Below are 20,406 nucleotides of genomic sequence, written 5' to 3' on the forward strand. Positions count from 1 at the left end.
CGCGTCGTAGCGTGGAGTGGTGACGTCACCGACCAACCTGCCCCGCACGGTCGGCGAGCTTCGTGCCGCCGGTCATCGTGAACGGGGAGTCAAGCAGGAAATCCGCGAAAATCTGCTCGCACGCCTTGCCGAAGGCGGAGATGGTGAAGCCATCTGGCCGGGCATCCTGGGCTTCGACGACACCGTCTTGCCCCAGCTCGAGCGGGCCCTGATCGCCGGCCACGACTTCGTGCTGCTCGGAGAGCGCGGGCAGGGCAAGACCCGGCTGCTGCGGGCGCTGACCGGCTTGCTCGACGAGTGGACGCCCGTGATCGCCGGTGCCGAACTGGGTGAGCACCCCTTCTCGCCGATCACCCCGGAGTCGATCCGCAAGGCCGCCACGCTGGGTGACGACCTGCCGGTAGAGTGGAAGCACCGCAGCGAGCGCTACACCGAGAAGCTCGCCACCCCGGATACCAGCGTGGCCGACCTGGTCGGCGACATCGACCCGATCAAGGTCGCCGAGGGCCGCAGCCTGGGCGACCCGGAGACCATCGCCTACGGCCTGATCCCCCGCGCACACCGCGGCATCGTCGCGGTCAACGAACTGCCCGACCTCGCCGAGCGCATCCAGGTGTCGATGCTCAACGTGATGGAGGAGCGCGACATCCAGGTCCGCGGTTACACGTTGCGCCTGCCGCTGGATGTGTTGGTGGTCGCCAGCGCCAACCCCGAGGACTACACCAACCGGGGGCGCATCATCACCCCGCTCAAAGACCGTTTCGGCGCGGAGATCCGGACCCACTACCCGCTCGAGCTCGACGCGGAAGTCGGTGTGATCGCGCAGGAAGCGCACCTGTCGGCCCAGGTTCCCGACTACCTGATGCAGGTCATCGCCCGGTTCGCCCGCTACCTGCGGGAGTCCAACTCCGTCGATCAACGCTCCGGGGTGTCGGCGCGGTTCGCGATCGCCGCCGCCGAGACGGTCGCCGCCGCCGCCCGGCATCGTGGCGCGGTGCTGGGGGAGACCGATCCGGTGGCCCGGGTGGTCGACCTGGGCACGGTGATCGACGTGCTGCGCGGCAAGCTGGAATTCGAGTCCGGCGAGGAGGGCCGCGAACAGGCGGTGCTCGAGCACCTGTTGCGCCGCGCGACCGCCGACACCGCGTCGCGCGCACTGGGCGGCATCGACGTCGGCTCTTTGGTGGCCGCGGTCGAGGGCGGTTCGGCGGTGACGACGGGGGAGCGGGTGTCGGCCAAGGACGTGCTGGCCGCGGTTCCCAACCTGGCGGTGGTGGACAAGATCGCGGCCAAGCTGGGCGCGCAGTCGGAAGGCGAACGGGCCGCGGCGCTGGAACTGGCGCTCGAGGCGCTGTATCTGGCCAAGCGCATCGACAAGGTATCCGGGGAGGGTCAAACCGTTTATGGCTAGTTCTGGTGGTGACGACCCGCTGCGCCCGGCTTCGCCGCGCTTGCGATCGTCACGCGGGCATTCCTCGCGCTACTCGGCGTACACCGGCGGCCCCGACCCGCTGGCACCGCCGGTGGATTTGCGCGAGGCGCTCGAACAGATCGGTCAGGATGTCATGGCCGGCACGTCGCCGCGGCGTGCGCTGTCCGAGCTGCTGCGCCGCGGCACCAAGAACCTGCCCGGCGCGGACCGGCTTGCCGCCGAGGCCAACCGCCGACGGCGAGAATTGTTGCGCCGCAACAACTTAGACGGAACCCTGCAGGAGATCAAGAAGCTGCTGGACGAGGCGGTGTTGGCCGAACGCAAGGAGCTAGCCCGCGCGCTCGACGACGACGCCCGGTTCGGGGAACTGCAATTGGACGCGCTGCCGTCGTCGCCGGCCAAGGCCGTCCAGGAGCTGTCCGACTACAATTGGCGCAGCGGTGAGGCGCGCCAAAAGTACGACCAGATCAAGGATCTGCTCGGCCGCGAGATGCTGGACCAACGCTTCGCGGGCATGAAGCAGGCGTTGGAAGGCGCCACCGACGAGGATCGCCAGCGGGTCAACGACATGGTCAACGACCTCAACGACCTGCTGGACAAACACGCCCGCGGCGAGGACACCCAGCAAGACTTCGACGACTTCATGGACAAGCACGGCGAGTTCTTTCCGGAGAACCCGCGCAACGTCGATGAGTTGCTGGACTCGCTGGCCAAGCGCGCCGCGGCCGCGCAGCGGTTCCGCAACAGCCTGAGCGCCGAGCAGCGCGCGGAGCTGGATGCGTTGGCGCAGCAGGCTTTTGGCTCGCCCGCGCTGATGCAGGCGCTGAACCGGCTCGATGCGCACCTGCAGGCGGCGCGGCCGGGGGAGGACTGGAGCGGCTCCGAGCAGTTCTCCGGTGACAACCCGTTCGGGATGGGGGAGGGCACCCAGGCGCTGTCCGACATCGCCGAGTTGGAGCAACTGGCCGAGCAGCTCTCGCAGAGCTATCCGGGCGCGACCATGGACGACGTCGACCTGGACGCGCTGGCGCGTCAGCTCGGTGACGAGGCGGCCGTCGACGCCCGCACGCTCGCCGAATTGGAACGCGCGCTGGTCAATCAGGGCTTCCTGGACCGCGGTTCCGACGGGCAGTGGCGGCTGTCGCCGAAGGCGATGCGCCGGCTTGGCGAGACGGCGCTACGCGATGTGGCGCAACAGCTTTCCGGACGCCGCGGTGAGCGTGACCACCGCCGCGCAGGCGCGGCCGGCGAACTCACCGGCGCCACTCGACCCTGGCAGTTCGGTGACACCGAGCCGTGGAACATCTCCCGCACCTTGACCAATGCCGTTCTGCGGCAGGCGGGAACGGCCACCCTGGACGGCCCCGACGGACGGTTGAAGATCACCGTCGACGACGTCGAGGTCTCCGAGACCGAGACTCGGACGCAGGCCGCGGTTGCGCTGCTGGTCGACACCTCGTTCTCCATGGTGATGGAGAACCGCTGGCTGCCGATGAAGCAGACGGCGCTGGCGCTCAACCATTTGGTGTGCACCCGCTTTCGTTCGGATGCCTTGCAGATCATCGCCTTTGGCCGCTACGCGCGGACGGTGACCGCCGCCGAGCTCACCGGCCTGGAGGGGGTCTACGAGCAGGGCACCAACCTGCATCACGCGCTGGCGTTGGCCGGTCGCCACCTGCGCCGGCACCCCAACGCGCAGCCAGTCGTGCTGGTGGTAACCGACGGTGAGCCGACCGCGCACCTCGAGGATTTCGACGGGGACGGCACGACAGTGTTTTTCGACTACCCACCGCATCCGCGCACCATCGCCCACACCGTGCGCGGTTTCGATGAGATGGCGCGCCTGGGCGCCCAGATCACCATCTTCCGGCTGGGCAGCGACCCCGGTCTGGCCCGCTTCATCGACCAGGTCGCCCGCCGGGTCGAGGGACGGGTCGTGGTGCCCGACCTCGACGGCCTGGGCGCGGCCGTCGTCGGTGACTACCTGCGGTCACGCCGCCGTTAACCGCCACATGGCCACCCCGGCCAGGGGATAGGTGTGCTTCGGACCGGGTACAGGCACTTGGAGAAGGAGGAGACGTATGAGCCAGGTTCCCACGATCGAACTCAATAACGGGGTCAGCATTCCGCAGCTGGGTTTCGGCGTGTTCCAGATCAAGCCCGACGAGACCGCCGCGGCGGTGAAGACGGCCCTCGAGATCGGCTACCGACACATCGACACGGCCGAAATGTACGGCAACGAAAAGCAAGTCGCGCAAGGCATCCGCGACGCGGGCCTGGACCGCGGCGAGGTCTTCGTCACCAGCAAGCTCAACAACGGCTTTCACAAACCCGACGATGCACGGCGCGCCTTCGACGAGACGCTGAAGAAACTGGATTCCGACTACGTCGACCTGTTCCTCATCCACTGGCCGCTGCCCACGCTGTACGACGGTGACTTCGTGTCGACGTGGAAGGTCTTCGAGGAGTTCGCGCGCGACGGCCGCGCCCGCAGCATCGGTGTGTCGAATTTCCAAGTCGCACACCTGAAGCGGCTCGCCAACGAGACCGACACCGTCCCGTCGGTGAACCAGATCGAACTTCATCCGTACTTCGGAAACAACGAGGTTAGGGCCTACGGCCGCGAACACGGCATTGCCACCGAGGCGTGGGCGCCCATCGCCCAGGGCAAGGTACTCGACGATCCGGTGATCAACCGCGTCGCGAACACCCGCGGCAAGTCGGCGGCGCAGGTGGTGTTGCGCTGGCACATCCAGCGCGGCGACATCGTCTTCCCGAAGTCGGTGACACCGGACCGGGTGAAGGAGAATTTCGAGCTGTTCGACTTCGAATTGGACGACTCGGACATGGACGCGATCTCGGCGCTAGACAAGGGCGAGTCCGGACGCAACGGGCCCAACCCCGACACGTTCGATTACGTGCCCCGCTGAGGGTTTTCCGCTAGCCGCGCGGCCGGCGGGCTTTGCGGATGATCCCGACAGCGCCCCACAGCGAGAAGCCGCGAATGTGCACGGTCGGCGCGCCGGGGGTGCCCTGCCCGTGGACCGCGCGGTCGAAGTTTCCCATCACGCCGCGGCCGTGCACCTCGACGTTGACCTCGGGCGGCAGCAAAATGTTTTGCACCCCCATGATCGACATCGCGTGGATGTCGACCTCGGTCGAGGTGAAGTCGGCGTAGCGCAGATCGACCACTCCGCTGCCCCACAGCGTGAAGGTGGTGAGCTTCTTCGGGACGTTCCATCGGCCGCGGCGTTCGAAGCCGCTCATCAACGCCAGCAGCAGCGTCGACGGCGCCGGATTGGGTTTGCCGCCGCGACGCGGGCTGATCGGAGTCCCGGGCAGATCGGCCCGCAGCTCATCCAGTTCCTCATACGTCGTCGCCGCATAAGCCCTGGTCAAACGGTCTTCATAGTCGTTGAGCTGCAGGCGGCCCTGCTCGGCCGCGTACGCAAGCAACTGGGCGATCTGGATGCGGTCGGTATCGGCCGCGCGCGACGGCTCGCCGCGCGTGTCCTCCGCATCCCGTTGCGTTGAGTTGCTCATCACCCACGAGCCTACGACGTACAGCATTTGCTGCAAGAGGATTGGCTAAACTGCAACCTTGCGCCGGCCCGCGTCACACCGCCGGCCGTTAGGCCGGACCCGTTGTTTGACACCTGGCTAACTTCTCAGCTGGCTAACTCGTCCAGTTGGGCGCACGCTTCTCGAGGAAAGCCAGCATGCCTTCACGCGCCTCGTCGGAGACGAACAACCGGGCCGATTCCTCGGCGAGGCGTTCGGCGTCGCGGTCGAACCCCGCCAGCACCGCGGTCGTCGTCAAGGCCTTGGAAGCCGCGAGGCCCTGGGGCGAACCACGGCCGATATCGGCGATCAGTTCGTCGACCGCGGCGTCGACGTCCTCGGCGGCAACGGTGATCAGGCCGACCTCTGCGGCCTGGCCGGCGTCGAACTTCTCGCCGGTCAGGTAGTAGCGCGCGGCGGCCCGCGCCGAAAGTTTGGGCAGCAGCGTCAACGAGATGATCGCCGGCGCGACGCCGATCCGGGCCTCGGTGAGCGCGAAGGTGCTGCGCGGACCGGCGACCGCGATATCGCAGGCGCCCACCAGGCCGAAGCCCCCCGCGCGGACGTGCCCGTCGATCGCGGCGATCACCGGCAGCGGCGAGGAGACGATGGCCCGCATCAAGTCGACCATCTCCCGGGCCCGCTCGACGGCCATCTGGAACGGATCGCCGTTGCCCGCCTCGCTCAAATCCGCACCGGCACAGAACGTTCCGCCGGTGTGGCCCAGTACCACCAGCCGCACCGCCGGGTCCGCTGAGGCGTCACGCAACCCCTGGTGCAACTGGTTGACCAGGGTGGTCGACAGCGCGTTGCGGTTGTGCGGCGAATTCAGGGTCAGCCGCGCGTACGGCCCGCCCGTGTCGGCGGGTCCGGCGTATTCGACGAGCCTTGTCATGAGAAAGAACCGGTCATCAGTAGCTTCGGGGCAGACCCAGGGATGTCTGCGCGACGAAGTTCAGCACCATCTCACGGCTGACCGGGGCGATGCGGCCCAGCCGGGCCGAGGCCAGCATGGCGGCCAGCCCGTATTCCTTGGTCAGTCCGTTGCCGCCCAGCGACTGCACCGCCTGATCCACCGAACGCGTCGCCGCCTCGGCCGCAGCGTATTTGGCCATGTTCGCGGCCTCGGCCGCGCCCATGTCGTTGCCGGAGTCATACAGGGTGGCGGCCTTCTGCAGCATCAGCTTGGCCAGCTCGACTTCGATGTGGCACTGCGCCAACGGGTGTGACAGCCCCTGGTGCGCGCCGATCGGCGTGCCCCATACCTGCCGGGTTTTGACGTATTCGGCGGCCCGGCTCAGCGCGTACCGTCCCATCCCGACGGAGCTCGCCGCGCCCATGATGCGTTCGGGGTTCAGACCGGCGAAAAGCTGGGCGATGGCGGCATCTTCGGCGCCGACGAGCGCGTCGCTGGGCAGGCGAACGTCGTCGAGGAAGACCTGGAACTGGCGTTCGGGGCTGATCAGTTCCATTTCGATCGGGGTGTAGGCGAAGCCCGGCGCGTCGGTGGGCACCACGAACAGCGCGGGGCGAAGCTTGCCGGTCTTGGCCTCCTCGGTGCGGGCCACCACCAGCACCGCCTGCGCCTGGTCGATGCCGGAGATATATACCTTCTGGCCCTTCAGAATCCAGTCGCTGCCCTCCCGGCGGGCGGTCGTGGTGATCCGGTGCGAGTTGGAGCCGGCGTCGGGCTCGGTGATGGCGAAGGCCATCGTCAGCGTCCCGTCGGCGATGCCGGGAATCCAGCGCTTCTTCTGCTCCTCGGTGCCGAACTTGCTGATGATGGTGCCGTTGATGGCGGGCGAGACGACCATCAGCAGCAGCGCGCTGCCCGCCGCCGCCATCTCCTCCATGACCAGCGAGAGCTCGTACATTCCGGCGCCGCCACCGCCGTACTCCTCGGGCAGGTTCACGCCCAGGAAGCCGAGTTTGCCTGCCTCCGACCACAATTCGTCGGTGTGCTCCTGCGCGCGGGCCTTGCGCAGGTAGTACTCGCTGCCATAGTTGGCTGCCCACGCCGCCACCGACTTGCGTAGGGCCTGACGCTCCTCGCTCTCGATGAAGCTGGTGTCGGTCATGCTGAATCCCCTTCTGATTGTGGCGCTTCCACTCTTGCCAGCACGGCGCCCACTTCGACTTGCTGACCGGTCTTGACGTTGAGTTCGGCGAGGACCCCGTCGACCGGGGCGGCGATGGTGTGTTCCATCTTCATGGCCTCCAGCCAGATCAGCGGCTGGCCGGCGGTGACGGTGTCGCCGATCGCGGCACCGAGCCGGATGACGCTGCCGGGCATCGGCGCGACCAGCGAGCCCTTTTCGACGGTCGAACCTGGCTCGGGGAAACGGGGCTGCGCGATCAGGTGCACGGGTCCGCGCGCGGAATCGACGTAGACGTCGGAATCGTAGCGCCGCACCGAGAAGCCGTGGTCGACACCGTCCACCCGCAGCACGACGGCCTTCGCCGTGGCCGACACCAGCTGCACGGACGGGTCGTCCGGAAGTACCAAACCGGTTCTGGTGAAACGGTATTGAACTTTGATCTCGTCACCGGCGTCGTCGCGGTAGTCCCTGACCTGATAGACCGATGGGAGGTTGCGCCAGCCGCTGGGCACCGCACCCAGGACGGGGGCGCCGGCGCGGTTGTGCGCGGCGTCGGCGAGTGCGGCCGCGATGGCCGACAGTCGCACCACCGCGGTGCCGCCCAGCGGCGCCGCGAGGCGCGCCAGGTCGTGGGTGTCGAAAAACGCCGTGTCGGTGGCCCCGTCGAGAAACGCGGGATGCCGCAGCACATTCACCAGAAGGTCCCGGTTGGTGCGCACACCGTGCACGCGGGCGCGGGCCAGCGCGTCGGCGAGCACAAGCGCCGCCTGGCGTCGCGTCGGGGCATAGGAGATCACCTTGGCCAGCATGGGGTCGTAGTGGATCGAGACGGTGAACCCCTCGACGATGCCCGAATCCAGCCGGATCCCGGTCCGGTGCCCCAGGGAGCCGAACTCGGCCCGCACCGACGGCACCTCGAACCCGCGGACCAGGCCGGCCTGCGGTTGCCAGTTCTTGGCGGGATCCTCGGCGTAGAGCCGGGCCTCGATCGAATGCCCTTGGGGGGCAGGCGGTTGCGCGTCCAGGCGGGCGCCGTCGGCGACGGCGAGCTGCAGTTCGACCAGATCGAGTCCGGTGGTCTCCTCGGTCACCGGGTGTTCGACCTGCAGCCGAGTGTTCATTTCGAGGAAGTAGAACTCGCCGTCGTCGTCGGCCAGGAACTCGACCGTGCCTGCGCCGGTGTAGCCGATGGCTTCGGCGGCCAACCGGGCGGCGTCGAACAGCTTGGCGCGCATGCCGAGGGTGCGCTCCACCAACGGCGAGGGCGCCTCCTCGATGATCTTCTGGTGGCGGCGCTGAATCGAGCATTCCCGTTCCCCGACCGCCCACACCGTGCCGTGGGTGTCGGCCATGACCTGAACCTCGATGTGGTGTCCGGTGGGCAGGTAGCGCTCGCAGAACACCGTCGGGTCCCCGAAGGCGGACTGGGCTTCGCGGCGGGCCGCTTCCACTTCGGCGGGCAGGGCGGACAATTCGCGCACCACCCGCATGCCGCGGCCACCGCCGCCCGCGGAGGCCTTGACCAGCACCGGCAGCTGCGCCTCGGTAACGGTGTCGGGGTCGAGCTCGTCGAGCACGGGCACGCCCGCCGCGGCCATGAGCTTCTTGGACTCGATCTTGGAGCCCATCGCGCGCACCGCGTCCACCGGCGGTCCCACCCACGTCAGGCCTGCGTCCTGGACGGCGGCCGCGAAGTCGGCGTTCTCCGAAAGGAATCCGTAACCGGGGTGTATCGCGTCGGCGCCCGCGGCGCGGGCGGCGGCGATGACGGCCTCGGCGTTGAGGTAGTCGTTGGTCTTGTCCAGGCGCACCCGGGCGTCGGCCTCGGCGACGTGCGGGGAGCCGGCGTCGGGGTCGGTGTAGACGGCGACGGTGCCCAGGCCCAGCCGGCGGCAGGTGGCGAACACCCGCCGGGCGATCTCACCGCGGTTGGCGACCAGTACTCGAGTAATCATGGGGCTCACATCCGGAAGACGCCGAAGTTCGACGTCCCCTCGATCGGGCCATTGGCGATGGCGGACAGGCACATTCCCAAGACGGTGCGGGTATCTCGCGGGTCGATCACCCCGTCGTCGTAGAGCATCCCGGACAACACCAGCGGCAGCGACTCGGCTTCGATCTGGCCCTCGACCGCGGCCCGCATCGCCGCATCGGCGTCCTCGTCGACCTGCTGGCCGCGCGCTTCGGCGGCAGCGCGGGCCACGATCGACAGCACGCCCGACAGCTGGGCGCCGCCCATCACCGCGGACTTCGACGTCGGCCAGGCGAAGAGAAACCGGGGATCGTAGGCGCGGCCGCACATGCCGTAGTGACCCGCGCCGTAGGAGGCGCCGATCAGCAGCGAGATGTGTGGCACCGTCGAATTGGACACGGCGTTGATCATCATCGAGCCGTGCTTGATCATCCCGCCCTCTTCGTAGTCCTTGCCGACCATGTAGCCGGTGGTGTTGTGCAAGAACAGCAGTGGCGTGTTGGAGCGGTTGGCCAGCTGGATGAACTGGGTGGCCTTCTGGGACTCCTCGCTGAACAGCACGCCGCGCGCGTTGGCCAGGATGCCGATCGGATACCCGTGCAGCCGCGCCCAGCCCGTCACCAGGGAGGAACCGTAGAGCGGCTTGAATTCGTCGAACTCGGAGCCGTCGACGATGCGGGCGATGACTTCGCGGGGATCGAACGGGATCCGCAGATCCGCGGGCACGATGCCGATGAGTTCTTCGGTGTCGAACAGCGGCTCGGTGACCGGTTTGGGTTTCGGCCCGCGCTTGGTCCAGTTCAACCGGGCCACGATGCGACGGCCGATGCGGATGGCGTCGAGTTCGTCGACGGCGAAGTAGTCGGCCAAACCGGAGATGCGAGCATGCATTTCGGCGCCGCCGAGCGATTCGTCGTCGGATTCCTCGCCGGTGGCCATCTTCACCAGCGGGGGACCGGCCAGGAAGACCTTGGAACGTTCCTTGATCATCACCACGTGATCCGACATGCCCGGGACGTAGGCCCCGCCGGCGGTGGAGTTGCCGAATACCAGTGCGATGGTGGGGATTCCGGCCGCCGAGAGCCGGGTGAGGTCGCGGAACATCCGCCCGCCGGGAATGAAGATCTCCTTCTGCGTGGGCAGATCCGCACCGCCGGACTCCACCAGCGAGATCACCGGGAGCCGGTTCTCGAAGGCGATCTGGTTGGCCCGCAGGATCTTCTTGAGGGTCCACGGGTTGCTGGTGCCGCCTTTGACCGTGGGGTCGTTGGCGACGATCATGCATTCGACGCCTTCGACCACGCCGATGCCGGTGACGGTGCTCGCGCCGACCTTGAAGGCGCTGCCCCAGGCCGCCAGCGGACTCAGCTCCAGGAACGGCGAATCCCGGTCGACCAGCGATTCGATGCGCTCACGCGCCGTCAGCTTGCCGCGGTCATGATGGCGTTCAACGTATTTCGCCCCGCCGCCGGCCAGCGCGTTGGCCAGCTCGGTGTCGATCTCCTCCAGTTTCGCGATGGCCGCCGACGCCGCGTCGGTAAAGGCGGCGGCCTCGCGGTCGAGGGTGGACTGCAGCACGGTCATGATTGGAATCCCAGCAGTTTGGCGGACAGTGCGGTCAGGATTTCGGTGGTTCCTCCGCCGATGCCCAGGATCCTCATGTCCCGGTACTGGCGTTCGACCTCGGATTCGGCCATGTAGCCCATGCCGCCGAACAACTGGACGGCCTGGTTGGCCACCCATTCGCCGGCCTCGACGGCGGTGTTCTTGGCGAAACATACCTGCGGAATCAGGTTGGTCTCGCCGGCGAGCTGCCGCTCCACCACGTGGCGCGAGTAGACCCGGGCGACATCGATGCGACGCGCCATCTCCGCCAACGTGTTCTGCACCGACTGCCGCGAGATCAACGGACGACCGAATGTCTCGCGGTCGCGACACCATTGCACCGTCAGGTCCAGGCAGCGCTGGGCGCTCGAATAGGCCTGTGCGGCAAGGCCGATGCGCTCGGCGACGAAGGCCTGGGCGATCTGGGCGAACCCGCTGTTCTCGGCGCCGACCAGGTTGGTGGCCGGCACCCGGACGTCGGTGTAGGACAGCTCGGCCGTATCCGAGGACCGCCAGCCCATCTTGTCCAGCTTGCGGCTCACCTCGAAGCCGGGCGTGCCCTTCTCGACCACCAGCAGCGAAACCCCGCCCGCGCCAGGGCCTCCGGTGCGTACCGCGGTCACCACGTAGTCGGCGCGGACCCCGGAGGTGATGTAGGTCTTGGCGCCGTTGACGATGTAGTGGTCGCCGTCGCGGACCGCCGAGGTGCGCAGATGTCCGACGTCGGAGCCGCCGCCGGGCTCGGTGATCGCCAGCGAACCGATCTTCTCGCCGGCCAGGGTCGGCCGGACGAACTCCTCGATCAGCCGCCGATCGCCCGAGGCGATCATGTGCGGCACCGCGATGCCGCAGGTGAACAGCGACGCGAACACGCCGCCCGGGGCCCCGGCCTGATGCATCTCCTCACAGATGATCACCGCGTCGGCGCCGTCGCCGCCACCGCCGCCGACCGATTCGGGGAAGCCCGCGCCCAAAAGGCCGGCGGCCCCGGCGCTGCGATGCAACTCGCGGGGTAGCTCGCCGCAGCGCTCCCACTCGTCGACGTGGGGCAGGATCTCGCGTTCTGCGAACGAGCGCACCGTCTTTCGCAGCTGTTCGCGCTCGGGCGTGGTCCAAAGGTTCACAGCAGGTTCTCCGGGATGTCGAGGTAGCGGCCGCGGAGCCATTCGCCCAGCCCCTTGGCCTGGGGATCGAAGCGGGCCTGGTAGGCGACGCCCTGGCCGAGGATGCCGTCGATGACGAAGTTGACCGCCCGCAGATTCGGCAGCAGGTGGCGGGTGACGCCGAATTCGGCCGCTTCGGGCAGCAGCTCTGCGAGCAGCTCGATGGTCAACGTGTTGGCCAGCCAGCGCCATTGCTCGTCGGTGCGCACCCAGACCCCGACGTTGGCGGAGCCGCCCTTGTCGCCGCTGCGCGCCCCGGCGATGCGGCCCAACGGCACGCGTTGGGTCGGCCCGTCCGGCAGGGGTTCCGGAAGCGGTGGTTCGGCGGCGGGTGCGAGTTCCAAAGTGTCTGTGGCACAAGGGATATCGACGCGGGTACCGTCGGCGTGTACCGCGACGTGCGGTACCTGATCGGCGGCGACGTAGCCCGGGGTGAACACCCCGTAGACCTGCCCGTCGCCCGGCGGCGCGGTGACGTGGAATCCCGGATAGCTGGCCAACGCCAATTCGACTGCGGCCGAGGAGAATTGGCGACCGACGTTGGCGGGGTCGGGGTCACGCACCACGCAGTGCAACAGGGCGCTGGCGGCCTCCTCGGTGTCGGCGTCGGGATGGTCGGTGCGCGCCAGGGTCCACTGCAGTTCGGCGGGCTTGACGGTGAGCGCGGCGTCGAGTTGTTGGCGCACCAGATCGGCCTTGGCCTCGATGTCCAGGCCGGTCAGCACGAACGTCATCGCGTTGCGGAACCCGCCGATGCTGTTCATCGACACCTTGTAGGTGGGCGGTGGGGCCTCGCCGCGCACGCCGCTGATGCGCACCCGGTCCGGGCCGTCGGACGACAGCTCGACGCTGTCCATCCGGGCGGTCACGTCGGGGTTGGCGTAGCGGGCGCCGGTGATCTCGTAGAGCAGCTGCGCGGTGACGGTGTCGACGCTGACCAGCCCGCCGGTACCCGGGTGCTTGGTGATCACCGAGGACCCGTCGGCGTTGACCTCGGCCAGCGGGAAACCGGCGTGGGTCAGGTCGGGCACCTCAGTGAAGAAGGAGTAGTTGCCCCCGGTGGCCTGGACACCGCACTCGATGACGTGGCCGGCGACCACCGCGCCGGCGAGCGCGTCGTAGTCGGTGCGGCCCCAGCCGAAGTGCGCCGCCGCGGCCCCGACGATCACCGAGGCGTCGGTGACGCGGCCGGTGACGACGACGTCGGCGCCGTCGCTTAGGCAGTCGACGATGCCCCAGGCGCCCAGGTACGCGTTCGCCGTCAACGGGCTGCCCAGCCCGAGTTCGGCGGCGCGCGCCAACAGGTCGTCACCCTCCACGTGGGCGACTCGCGCGTCGATGCCCAGGCGCTCGGCCAGCGCGCGTATCGCGTCGGCCAGGCCGGCGGGGTTGAGGCCCCCGGCGTTGGCGACGATGCGGACCCCACGGTCGCGGGCCTCGCCCAGGCAGTCCTCGAGTTGGGTCAGGAAGGTCTTCGCGTAGCCGCGCTCGGGGTGCTTCATCCGGTCGCGGCCGAGGATCAGCATGGTGAGTTCGGCCAGGTAATCGCCGGTCAGGTAGTCGACGGCACCGCCGGTGAGCATCTCTCGCATGGCCGACAGCCGGTCGCCGTAGAAGCCCGAGCAGTTCGCGATCCGGACGGCGCCGGAACTGCCCGGGGCGCCAGCGGCGCCGGAAGCAGAGGCCATGCCTGTCCTCCATTCGGGGATTTCACCGGTTCGGACCTACCAACCAACCGGTAGGTTAGCGGGTACCGCCGGTGTCACGTCAAGGATCCCACTTCGGGGCCGGGCCGCCCGTGGCGCGATCAGCGGCTGGCGGTCGGCGGGCGGGCGTCCATTTTGGCCACGAGCGGGCCAGCGACTATCCTGAGGTGCGATTGTCGCCCGTTCGGCTCACCAGCCACGCCGCGCGACATGCCGAACTGCAAGTCCCACGTCGAATTTTCGAAGCAACACGAGGAGTTAGGCCCGACCATGGCCGTACCCAAGCGCAGAATGTCGCGCGCGAACACCCGTAGCCGGCGCGCGCAGTGGAAGGCCGAGAAGACCGAACTCGTCGGTGTCATGGTCGCAGGTCAGCGGCACAAAGTGCCCCGGCGGCTGCTCAAGGCGGCCCGCCTCGGCCTGATCGACCTCGACCGCCGCTAGCTCTATGGCGGCGACCCGCCGCGCCCGGTTGCGCCGCGCTTGCGATCGCCGCTAGCCCCCCGGCGCGCCTCTCAGGCCAGTCTCAGGCGGTGGGACGAAACTAGGGGCCGTGCGAATACTGGTCGTCGACGACGATCGCGCGGTGCGCGAATCGCTGCGTCGGTCCTTGTCCTTCAACGGCTACTCCGTCGAGCTGGCCCATGACGGCGTCGAAGCCCTCGAACTGATCGCCAGCGATCGCCCCGACGCGCTCGTCCTGGACGTGATGATGCCGCGCCTGGACGGCCTCGAGGTGTGCCGTCAGCTCCGCAGCACCGGTGACGATCTGCCCATCCTGGTGCTCACCGCCCGCGACTCGGTGTCCGAGCGGGTCGCCGGGCTCGACGCCGGCGCCGACGACTACCTGCCGAAGCCCTTCGCCCTGGAGGAGCTGCTGGCCCGGATGCGCGCGCTGCTGCGCCGCACCAAGCCGGAGGACGAGGACGCCGACTCGGTGGCGATGACGTTCTCCGACCTGACGCTGGACCCGGTCACCCGCGAGGTCACCCGCGGACAGCGCCGGATCAGCCTGACCCGCACCGAGTTCGCGCTGCTGGAGATGCTGATCGCCAACCCGCGCCGGGTGCTCACCCGCAGCCGCATCCTCGAAGAGGTCTGGGGCTTCGACTTTCCCACCTCGGGCAACGCGCTCGAGGTCTATGTGGGTTACCTGCGGCGCAAGACCGAGGCCGATGGGGAGTCGCGGCTGATCCACACGGTGCGCGGGGTCGGCTACGTCCTTCGGGAGACGCCACCGTGACGATGCGGATCCACCGATGATCCGGTTCCCCCGGCCGCAACGGCCACCGCTGCGCCCGCCGTTGCGCGCGACACCCTCCTTGTCGCTGCGGTGGCGGGTGATGCTGCTGGCGATGTCGATGGTCGCCATGGTCGTGGTGCTGATGGCCTTCGCCGTCTACGCCGTGATTTCCGCCGCGCTCTACAGCGACATCGACAACCAGCTGCAAAGCCGCGCGCAGCTGCTGATCGCCAGCGGCTCACTGGCCGCGGACCCCGGCAAAGCCATCGAGGGCACCGCCTATTCCGACGTCAACGCGATACTGGTGAACCCGGGCCACGCGATCTACACCGCGCAGCAACCGGGCCAGACCCTGCCGGTCGGCGCGCCGGAGAAAGCGGTCATCCACGGCGATTTGTTCATGTCGCGGCGCACCGCCGGCGACCAACGAATCCTCGCCGTGCACCTGCAGAACGGCACGTCGCTGCTGATCTCCAAGAGCCTCAAGCCCACCGAAGCGGTGATGAACAGGCTGCGCTGGGTGCTGCTGATCGTCGGCGGCGTCGGGGTGGCGGTCGCCGCCGTGGCGGGCGGCATGGTCACCAGGGCCGGGCTGCGCCCGGTGGCACGCCTCACCGAGGCCGCCGAGCGGGTGGCGCGCACCGACGACCTGCGACCCATCCCCGTATTCGGCAGCGACGAATTGGCCCGACTCACCGAGTCGTTCAACCTGATGCTGCGCGCACTCGCCGAGTCACGGGAGCGGCAGGCCCGACTGGTCACCGACGCCGGTCACGAATTGCGCACCCCGCTGACCTCGCTGCGCACCAACGTCGAACTGTTGATGGCTTCGATGGAACCGGGAGCGCCGCGGCTGCCCGAGCAGGAGATGGTGGATCTGCGCGCCGACGTCATCGCGCAGGTCGAGGAATTGTCAACGCTGGTAGGCGATTTGGTGGACCTCACTCGCGACGATGCCGGCCAGGTGGTGCACGAGACCGTCGACATGTCCGAGGTGGTCGATCGCAGCCTGGAGCGAGTCAGGCGGCGGCGCAACGACATTCACTTCGACGTCGACGTCACACCGTGGCAGATGTACGGCGACGCCGCCGGGCTGTCGCGTGCGGTGCTGAACCTGCTGGACAACGCCGCCAAGTGGAGCCCGCCCGGTGGCCACGTCGGCGTCACCATGCGCCAGCTCGACCCGTCGCACGCGGAGCTGGTGATAGCCGACCACGGCCCCGGCATTCCGCCGCAGGAGCGAAGGCTGGTGTTCGAACGGTTCTACCGGTCGACGACGGCGCGGGCCATGCCCGGGTCCGGGCTCGGGCTGGCGATCGTCAAGAAGGTCGTGCTCAACCACGGCGGGCTGCTGCGCGTCGAGGACACCGTTCCGGGAGGCCAGCCCCCGGGCACCTCCTTCTATGTACTGCTGCCCGGCCGGCCCATGCCCGCCTCGGCCTACCCGACGGCCGCCGGTGAGCCGCAAACCGACCAGGTAGACGCCGTGGCCGACCACGCCAACGCGGCGGGCGGCGATGAGGCGAACTCTCGGGAATCGGCGAACGTTATCTCAGTGGACTCTCAGTCCGCCCGGGCAAGGTAGGTCTGCGGCTACTGTTGGACCCAGCCGTCGACTTGCCGAAACACTGAGATAGAGGAAGAGCGACTTAGCGACCATGACGAATGACCCGAGGTATTCGCCACCGCCGCAGCAGCCGGGATACCCTCCCGCGCCGAAGCAGCCTGCGCACGTCCCGAGCCATGCGGGGTCCTCCGGCTATGCCCCGGGACAACAGCAGCCGTACAACCAGCAGTACGACTGGCGCTATCGGTCGCAGCCCTCATCGTCGCCGACGACTCAGTTCCGTCCGCCCTATGAGCCGTTCAGCAACACCGGGCCGGGCCGGATCCCCGGGGGAACCGGGGTCGGCCAGATACCTACGGGCACCGGCACCGGCCCTATCCCCGGCATGATGCCAGGGATGCCCGGGCGGCCGGAACCCCAAAAGCGTTCTCGCACAGGGCTGTTGGTGGTCGGTGCGTTGGCCATCGCGGTGGTGTCGGCCGGCATCGGTGGTGCCGCCGCGACGGCCGTCGAGCTCGGCACCCACGCAACCGGGAACGGCGGCGGCCGGGTCATCGGGGCGGCGCCCAGCGTGCCGGCCGCGAACATGCCACCGGGCAGCGTCGAACAGGTCGCCTCCAAGGTGGTGCCCAGCGTCGTGATGCTCGAGACCGACATCGGGCGACAGTCCGAAGAGGGCTCCGGCATCGTCCTGTCCACCGACGGTCTCATCCTGACCAACAACCACGTGATCGCCGCCGCGGCGGGACCCCCCAAGGGACCCGGCGGCCCGCCTGGAGCTCCGCCGGCGGCCCCCGCGCCTCCGGGCCTGCCCGGCGGACCGGGCGGCGGTGGTGCCGGCGCGCCGACGGCCAAGACGACGGTCACCTTCTCTGACGGTCGCACCGCACCATTCACGGTGGTCGGCGCCGACCCCACCAGCGATATCGCCGTCATCCGCGTGCAGGGCATGTCCGGGCTGACGCCCATCTCGCTGGGCTCCTCGTCGGACCTTCGCGTGGGCCAGCCGGTCGTGGCGATCGGCTCGCCGCTCGGGCTGTCGGGCACCGTGACCACCGGCATCGTCAGCGCGCTGAACCGGCCGGTGTCCACCACCGGTGAGTCGGGCAACCAGAACACCGTGCTGGACGCGATTCAGACCGACGCCGCGATCAACCCCGGTAACTCCGGTGGCGCGCTGGTCAACATGAACGGCCAGCTGGTGGGCGTCAACTCGGCCATCGCCACCCTGGGCGCCGACTCGCCGGACGCCCAGAGCGGTTCGATCGGCCTGGGCTTCGCGATCCCGGTCGATCAGGCCAAGCGCATCGCCGACGAACTGATCGCCACCGGCAAGGCCTCCCACGCCTCGCTCGGCGTGCAGGTGACCAACGACAAGGGCACCCCCGGCGCCAAGGTCGTCGAAGTCGTCGCGGGCGGTGCGGCCGCGTCGGCCGGCGTGCCCAAGAACGTCGTCGTCACCAAGGTCGACGACCGGCCGATCAACAGCGCCGACGCGTTGGTCGCGGCCGTGCGATCCAGAGCACCGGGCGACAAGATAACGCTGACGTTCCAGGATGCCGCCGGTGGCGGCAGCCGCACCGTGCCGGTCACCCTCGGGAAGGCGGATCAGTAGTGAGAGTGGACGAACCCTCGGCGACGGGATTGTCTGAGCTCGGATATACGGTTGCACCCATGGAAACGGGTGCGGAATTGGTAGTTGGCCGGGCTCTGGTTGTGGTGGTCGACGATCGCACCGCGCACGGGGACGAGGACCATAGCGGTCCGCTGGTGACGGAGCTGCTGACGGAGGCGGGATTCGTCGTCGACGGGGTGGTCGCGGTCGCCGCTGACGAGATCGAGATCCGCAACGCGCTGAACACCGCGGTGATCGGCGGGGTGGACCTGGTGGTCTCGGTCGGCGGGACGGGCGTCACGCCGCGCGACGTCACCCCGGAGGCCACCCGGGAGATCCTGGATCGCGAGATCCTCGGCATCGCCGAGGCCATTCGCGGCTCCGGGCTGTCGGCGGGCATCATCGACGCCGGCTTGTCCCGCGGTCTGGCCGGGGTGTCCGGCAGCACGCTGGTGGTCAACCTGGCCGGCTCCCGCTACGCGGTGCGCGACGGGATGGCGACGCTGAATCCGTTGGCGGCCCAGATCATCGGGCAGTTGTCGAGCCTGGAGATTTAAACCAGGCCGGTTGTTGGCCGCGCACAGGTCATTTCGATTCGGCCTCCGCGCGGGGCCCGTAGTCCGGTGGCGGCGTTTTGGCCACCCCGCCGTGCTTGCCCGACGAATCACCGTTGGTTTGCGCGAGGAGGTCGCGGATCTCGGTGAGCAGCACGACCTGCGCGTCGTCGGCCGGCTCGACCTCACCCCGCTTGCGCAGCGTCGTGTAGGGCAAGACCACCAGGAAGTACACCACCGCGGCGATGATCAGGAAGTTGATGGCGGCGGACAGGACGTTGTTCAGGTCGATGGTCTGACCGCCGCCGATGCTGATGCGCAGCACGCCGATATCGGACTTCTGGTTGACGCCGATGCGGTTGATCAACGGCTTGATGATGCTGTCGGTGAACGTCGTGACCAGGGCGGTGAATGCAGTACCGATGACGACGGCGGTGGACAGGTCGATGATGTTGCCCCGCGAGAGAAACTCCTTGAACCCTTTGAGCATTGGGGATGGCCTTTCTGGGACTGGACAGAGTTTGCCGTCCGCCGCGGACCAACAACGGCCAGGCACTCAATGCAGGGTGAGCGTCACGGTCTGGCCCAGCGCCGACCCTGCCACCGTGTTCGCCACACGAGCCGGCAGCGCAACCAACACTACGCGGTCGCTATCGGCGGCCTGAATCTTTTCTTTGGCCGAAACCAGCACCACCACGGCGTCGGTGGCCACCACCTTGGGGGCCGCGCGCGCATTGTCCGGCGAACCGCTGGCCGGTGCCGCCAGCACGTCGACCACGTCACCGACGCGCACCAGGTCGATCAGGGCGCCGTCCGCCAGATGCAGCGGGACGATGCGCACATCCGGCCCCGCCTTCGACCCGATGGCGGCCTCCGCCAGCCGGCTGCCCAGCAACCGGACGTCGGTGAGCACCTCACCGCGCCGCGCCGGGCCGGCCAGCGTCGAACCCACCACGGTGCCCAGGTCGGCTCGCGCCCCGTCGGGAACCGTTGCAGCCAAACGCTTTTCGAGCCGGACGTCGTCGGAGGTCAACGCCGCGCCGGGACGGAGGTCGCGGTCGGCCACCACCACTTGCGCATAGTCATCGGCGGGGTTGGAGCGCAGCGTGGCGATGCCGGCCAGCACGACGAGGCCGCCCGCGGCGACGCGGCGCGCCAGCACGGTTCGAGCCCAGTCCGGGCGCAGCCATAGCGACAGCCGGCTCAATAGGCTTGGGTTCAGCGATGATTCGCCCACGCCGCAACGGTAGGCGCGGCCCGGTGTTCAGGTCGCCCGCCGGCATCGCCGGTGTGGATAACCGTCAGTTGGTGGCGGCGGCGGTGGAAGTCGTGGAGCTGCTCGACTTGTCGCTCGAGCTGGAGCCGGACTTCTCGCTCGAGGTGGAGCCGGACTTGTCGCTGGAGCTCGAGGCGCTCGATCCGGAGTCGCTCGACGAGGAGCCGTTGGTCGAACCCGACGACTTCTTGCCGGACTCGCGGCTGTCGGTGCGGTAGAAGCCGCTGCCCTTGAACACCACGCCGACGGAGTTGAAGCGCTTGCGCAGCCGCCCGGAGCAGCGTTTGCACGTGGTCAGCGCGTCGTCGGTGAAGGCCTGCACGATGTCGAAGCGATCGTCGCACTCGGTGCACTGATAGCTATAAGTCGGCACGAAAACCTCCGGATGATTGCAAACCTGGTTAGCACTCTAGCGTCTCAAGTGCTAGAACCGCCACGTGACATGTCTCATTCCCGATATGTCAGCGGGCGATGAGGTCGATCAATCCTTGTCGCGGCGTGAGCGCGTGGGTCATGGGGACGTCGTGCGGGTCGGCTGGTAGCTCGTCGAGCAGTTCGGCGTCGCGGACGACCGCGATCAGCCGCGCGTGCGGGTCGCGGCCGCCCAGTGAGC

18 protein-coding genes and 1 pseudogene are annotated in these 20,406 nt (G+C 68.5%); 8 read left to right on the top strand and 11 right to left on the bottom strand.

Annotated elements, in window-relative coordinates:
- Window positions 1-16 precede the first annotated feature (16 nt).
- The 3 genes from DQP57_RS10125 (at window position 17) to DQP57_RS10135 (ending at window position 4,362) form a co-directional block, all read left to right on the top strand.
- Window positions 17-1,411 (top strand): ATP-binding protein, encoded by a 1,395-nt coding sequence (locus tag DQP57_RS10125; RefSeq protein WP_112632840.1) that lies wholly within the window; start codon window positions 17-19, stop codon window positions 1,409-1,411.
- Window positions 1,404-3,437: a vWA domain-containing protein gene (locus DQP57_RS10130; RefSeq protein WP_112632841.1), complete on the top strand. Its 2,034-nt coding sequence runs from the start codon at window positions 1,404-1,406 to the stop codon at window positions 3,435-3,437. The genes DQP57_RS10125 and DQP57_RS10130 overlap by 8 nt, the downstream gene beginning before the upstream one ends.
- Before the next feature lie 76 nt (window positions 3,438-3,513).
- Window positions 3,514-4,362, top strand: a complete 849-nt coding sequence (locus tag DQP57_RS10135; RefSeq protein ID WP_112632842.1) for an aldo/keto reductase — start codon at window positions 3,514-3,516, stop codon at window positions 4,360-4,362.
- A 10-nt stretch (window positions 4,363-4,372) separates the two neighbouring features.
- Here DQP57_RS10135 and DQP57_RS10140 read toward each other — a convergent pair whose 3' ends face one another.
- From DQP57_RS10140 to DQP57_RS10170, 7 genes are all read right to left on the bottom strand, one after another.
- A complete protein-coding gene (locus DQP57_RS10140; protein ID WP_112632860.1) occupies window positions 4,373-4,975 on the bottom strand; it encodes a DUF1707 SHOCT-like domain-containing protein in 603 nt (200 codons plus the stop codon).
- Between the two features lie 133 nt (window positions 4,976-5,108).
- Window positions 5,109-5,888, bottom strand: a complete 780-nt coding sequence (locus DQP57_RS10145; protein ID WP_112632843.1) for an enoyl-CoA hydratase family protein — start codon at window positions 5,886-5,888, stop codon at window positions 5,109-5,111.
- Between the two features lie 16 nt (window positions 5,889-5,904).
- Window positions 5,905-7,071: an acyl-CoA dehydrogenase family protein gene (locus tag DQP57_RS10150; RefSeq protein WP_112632844.1), complete on the bottom strand. Its 1,167-nt coding sequence runs from the start codon at window positions 7,069-7,071 to the stop codon at window positions 5,905-5,907.
- Window positions 7,068-9,047, bottom strand: a complete 1,980-nt coding sequence (locus tag DQP57_RS10155; protein ID WP_112632845.1) for an acetyl/propionyl/methylcrotonyl-CoA carboxylase subunit alpha — start codon at window positions 9,045-9,047, stop codon at window positions 7,068-7,070. Before DQP57_RS10155 ends, DQP57_RS10150 begins: the two co-directional genes overlap by 4 nt.
- A gap of 5 nt (window positions 9,048-9,052) precedes the next feature.
- On the bottom strand, window positions 9,053-10,642 hold the full coding sequence (locus DQP57_RS10160; RefSeq protein ID WP_112632861.1) for an acyl-CoA carboxylase subunit beta: 1,590 nt from the start codon (window positions 10,640-10,642) through the stop codon (window positions 9,053-9,055).
- Window positions 10,643-10,644: 2 nt separating this feature from the next.
- Window positions 10,645-11,793: an acyl-CoA dehydrogenase family protein gene (locus DQP57_RS10165; protein WP_112632846.1), complete on the bottom strand. Its 1,149-nt coding sequence runs from the start codon at window positions 11,791-11,793 to the stop codon at window positions 10,645-10,647.
- On the bottom strand, window positions 11,790-13,520 hold the full coding sequence (locus DQP57_RS10170) for an acyclic terpene utilization AtuA family protein (protein ID WP_112632847.1): 1,731 nt from the start codon (window positions 13,518-13,520) through the stop codon (window positions 11,790-11,792). Before DQP57_RS10170 ends, DQP57_RS10165 begins: the two co-directional genes overlap by 4 nt.
- Window positions 13,521-13,808: 288 nt before the next feature.
- On the opposite strand from DQP57_RS10170, the gene rpmF reads away from it, so the two are divergent.
- From rpmF to DQP57_RS10205, 5 genes are all read left to right on the top strand, one after another.
- Window positions 13,809-13,982: a 50S ribosomal protein L32 gene (gene rpmF, locus DQP57_RS10180; RefSeq protein WP_112632862.1), complete on the top strand. Its 174-nt coding sequence runs from the start codon at window positions 13,809-13,811 to the stop codon at window positions 13,980-13,982.
- A 109-nt stretch (window positions 13,983-14,091) separates the two neighbouring features.
- Window positions 14,092-14,781, top strand: a complete 690-nt coding sequence (gene mprA, locus DQP57_RS10185; protein WP_112632849.1) for a two-component system response regulator MprA — start codon at window positions 14,092-14,094, stop codon at window positions 14,779-14,781.
- A 16-nt stretch (window positions 14,782-14,797) separates the two neighbouring features.
- Window positions 14,798-16,366: a HAMP domain-containing sensor histidine kinase gene (locus tag DQP57_RS10190; protein ID WP_112632850.1), complete on the top strand. Its 1,569-nt coding sequence runs from the start codon at window positions 14,798-14,800 to the stop codon at window positions 16,364-16,366.
- A gap of 73 nt (window positions 16,367-16,439) precedes the next feature.
- A complete protein-coding gene (locus tag DQP57_RS10200) occupies window positions 16,440-17,963 on the top strand; it encodes a S1C family serine protease (RefSeq protein WP_112632851.1) in 1,524 nt (507 codons plus the stop codon).
- 59 nt (window positions 17,964-18,022) lie between these two features.
- On the top strand, window positions 18,023-18,520 hold the full coding sequence (locus tag DQP57_RS10205) for a MogA/MoaB family molybdenum cofactor biosynthesis protein (protein WP_044487196.1): 498 nt from the start codon (window positions 18,023-18,025) through the stop codon (window positions 18,518-18,520).
- 28 nt (window positions 18,521-18,548) lie between these two features.
- Here the strand turns inward: DQP57_RS10205 and mscL are convergent, their stop codons facing one another.
- The 4 genes and pseudogenes from mscL to DQP57_RS10225 form a co-directional block, all read right to left on the bottom strand.
- On the bottom strand, window positions 18,549-19,007 hold the full coding sequence (gene mscL, locus DQP57_RS10210; RefSeq protein WP_112632852.1) for a large-conductance mechanosensitive channel protein MscL: 459 nt from the start codon (window positions 19,005-19,007) through the stop codon (window positions 18,549-18,551).
- 66 nt (window positions 19,008-19,073) lie between these two features.
- Window positions 19,074-19,754 carry an SAF domain-containing protein gene (locus DQP57_RS10215; protein WP_112632853.1) on the bottom strand — a complete coding sequence of 227 codons (681 nt, stop codon included), beginning with the start codon at window positions 19,752-19,754 and terminating at the stop codon, window positions 19,074-19,076.
- A 64-nt stretch (window positions 19,755-19,818) separates the two neighbouring features.
- Complete coding sequence (locus DQP57_RS10220) at window positions 19,819-20,166, bottom strand: FmdB family zinc ribbon protein (RefSeq protein ID WP_112632854.1); 348 nt, start codon at window positions 20,164-20,166, stop codon at window positions 19,819-19,821.
- Window positions 20,167-20,254: 88 nt separating this feature from the next.
- Window positions 20,255-20,406, bottom strand: a pseudogene (locus tag DQP57_RS10225) (5-formyltetrahydrofolate cyclo-ligase); the annotation flags it as partial.

The organism is Mycobacterium colombiense, from assembly GCF_003284935.1.
GTDB lineage: Bacteria > Actinomycetota > Actinomycetes > Mycobacteriales > Mycobacteriaceae > Mycobacterium > Mycobacterium arosiense_A.

Excerpts from the sequence above, each read along its gene's own strand:
- DQP57_RS10130 (WP_112632841.1), top strand. The coding sequence starts at position 1,404 with ATGGCTAGTTCTGGTGGTGACGACCCGCTGCGCCCGGCTTCGCCGCGC.
- DQP57_RS10135 (WP_112632842.1), top strand. The coding sequence starts at position 3,514 with ATGAGCCAGGTTCCCACGATCGAACTCAATAACGGGGTCAGCATTCCG.
- DQP57_RS10140 (WP_112632860.1), bottom strand. The coding sequence starts at position 4,975 with ATGAGCAACTCAACGCAACGGGATGCGGAGGACACGCGCGGCGAGCCG.
- DQP57_RS10145 (WP_112632843.1), bottom strand. The coding sequence starts at position 5,888 with ATGACAAGGCTCGTCGAATACGCCGGACCCGCCGACACGGGCGGGCCG.
- DQP57_RS10150 (WP_112632844.1), bottom strand. The coding sequence starts at position 7,071 with ATGACCGACACCAGCTTCATCGAGAGCGAGGAGCGTCAGGCCCTACGC.
- DQP57_RS10155 (WP_112632845.1), bottom strand. The coding sequence starts at position 9,047 with ATGATTACTCGAGTACTGGTCGCCAACCGCGGTGAGATCGCCCGGCGG.
- DQP57_RS10170 (WP_112632847.1), bottom strand. The coding sequence starts at position 13,520 with ATGGCCTCTGCTTCCGGCGCCGCTGGCGCCCCGGGCAGTTCCGGCGCC.
- rpmF (WP_112632862.1), top strand. The coding sequence starts at position 13,809 with ATGGCCGTACCCAAGCGCAGAATGTCGCGCGCGAACACCCGTAGCCGG.
- DQP57_RS10190 (WP_112632850.1), top strand. The coding sequence starts at position 14,798 with ATGATCCGGTTCCCCCGGCCGCAACGGCCACCGCTGCGCCCGCCGTTG.
- DQP57_RS10200 (WP_112632851.1), top strand. The coding sequence starts at position 16,440 with ATGACGAATGACCCGAGGTATTCGCCACCGCCGCAGCAGCCGGGATAC.
- DQP57_RS10205 (WP_044487196.1), top strand. The coding sequence starts at position 18,023 with ATGGAAACGGGTGCGGAATTGGTAGTTGGCCGGGCTCTGGTTGTGGTG.
- mscL (WP_112632852.1), bottom strand. The coding sequence starts at position 19,007 with ATGCTCAAAGGGTTCAAGGAGTTTCTCTCGCGGGGCAACATCATCGAC.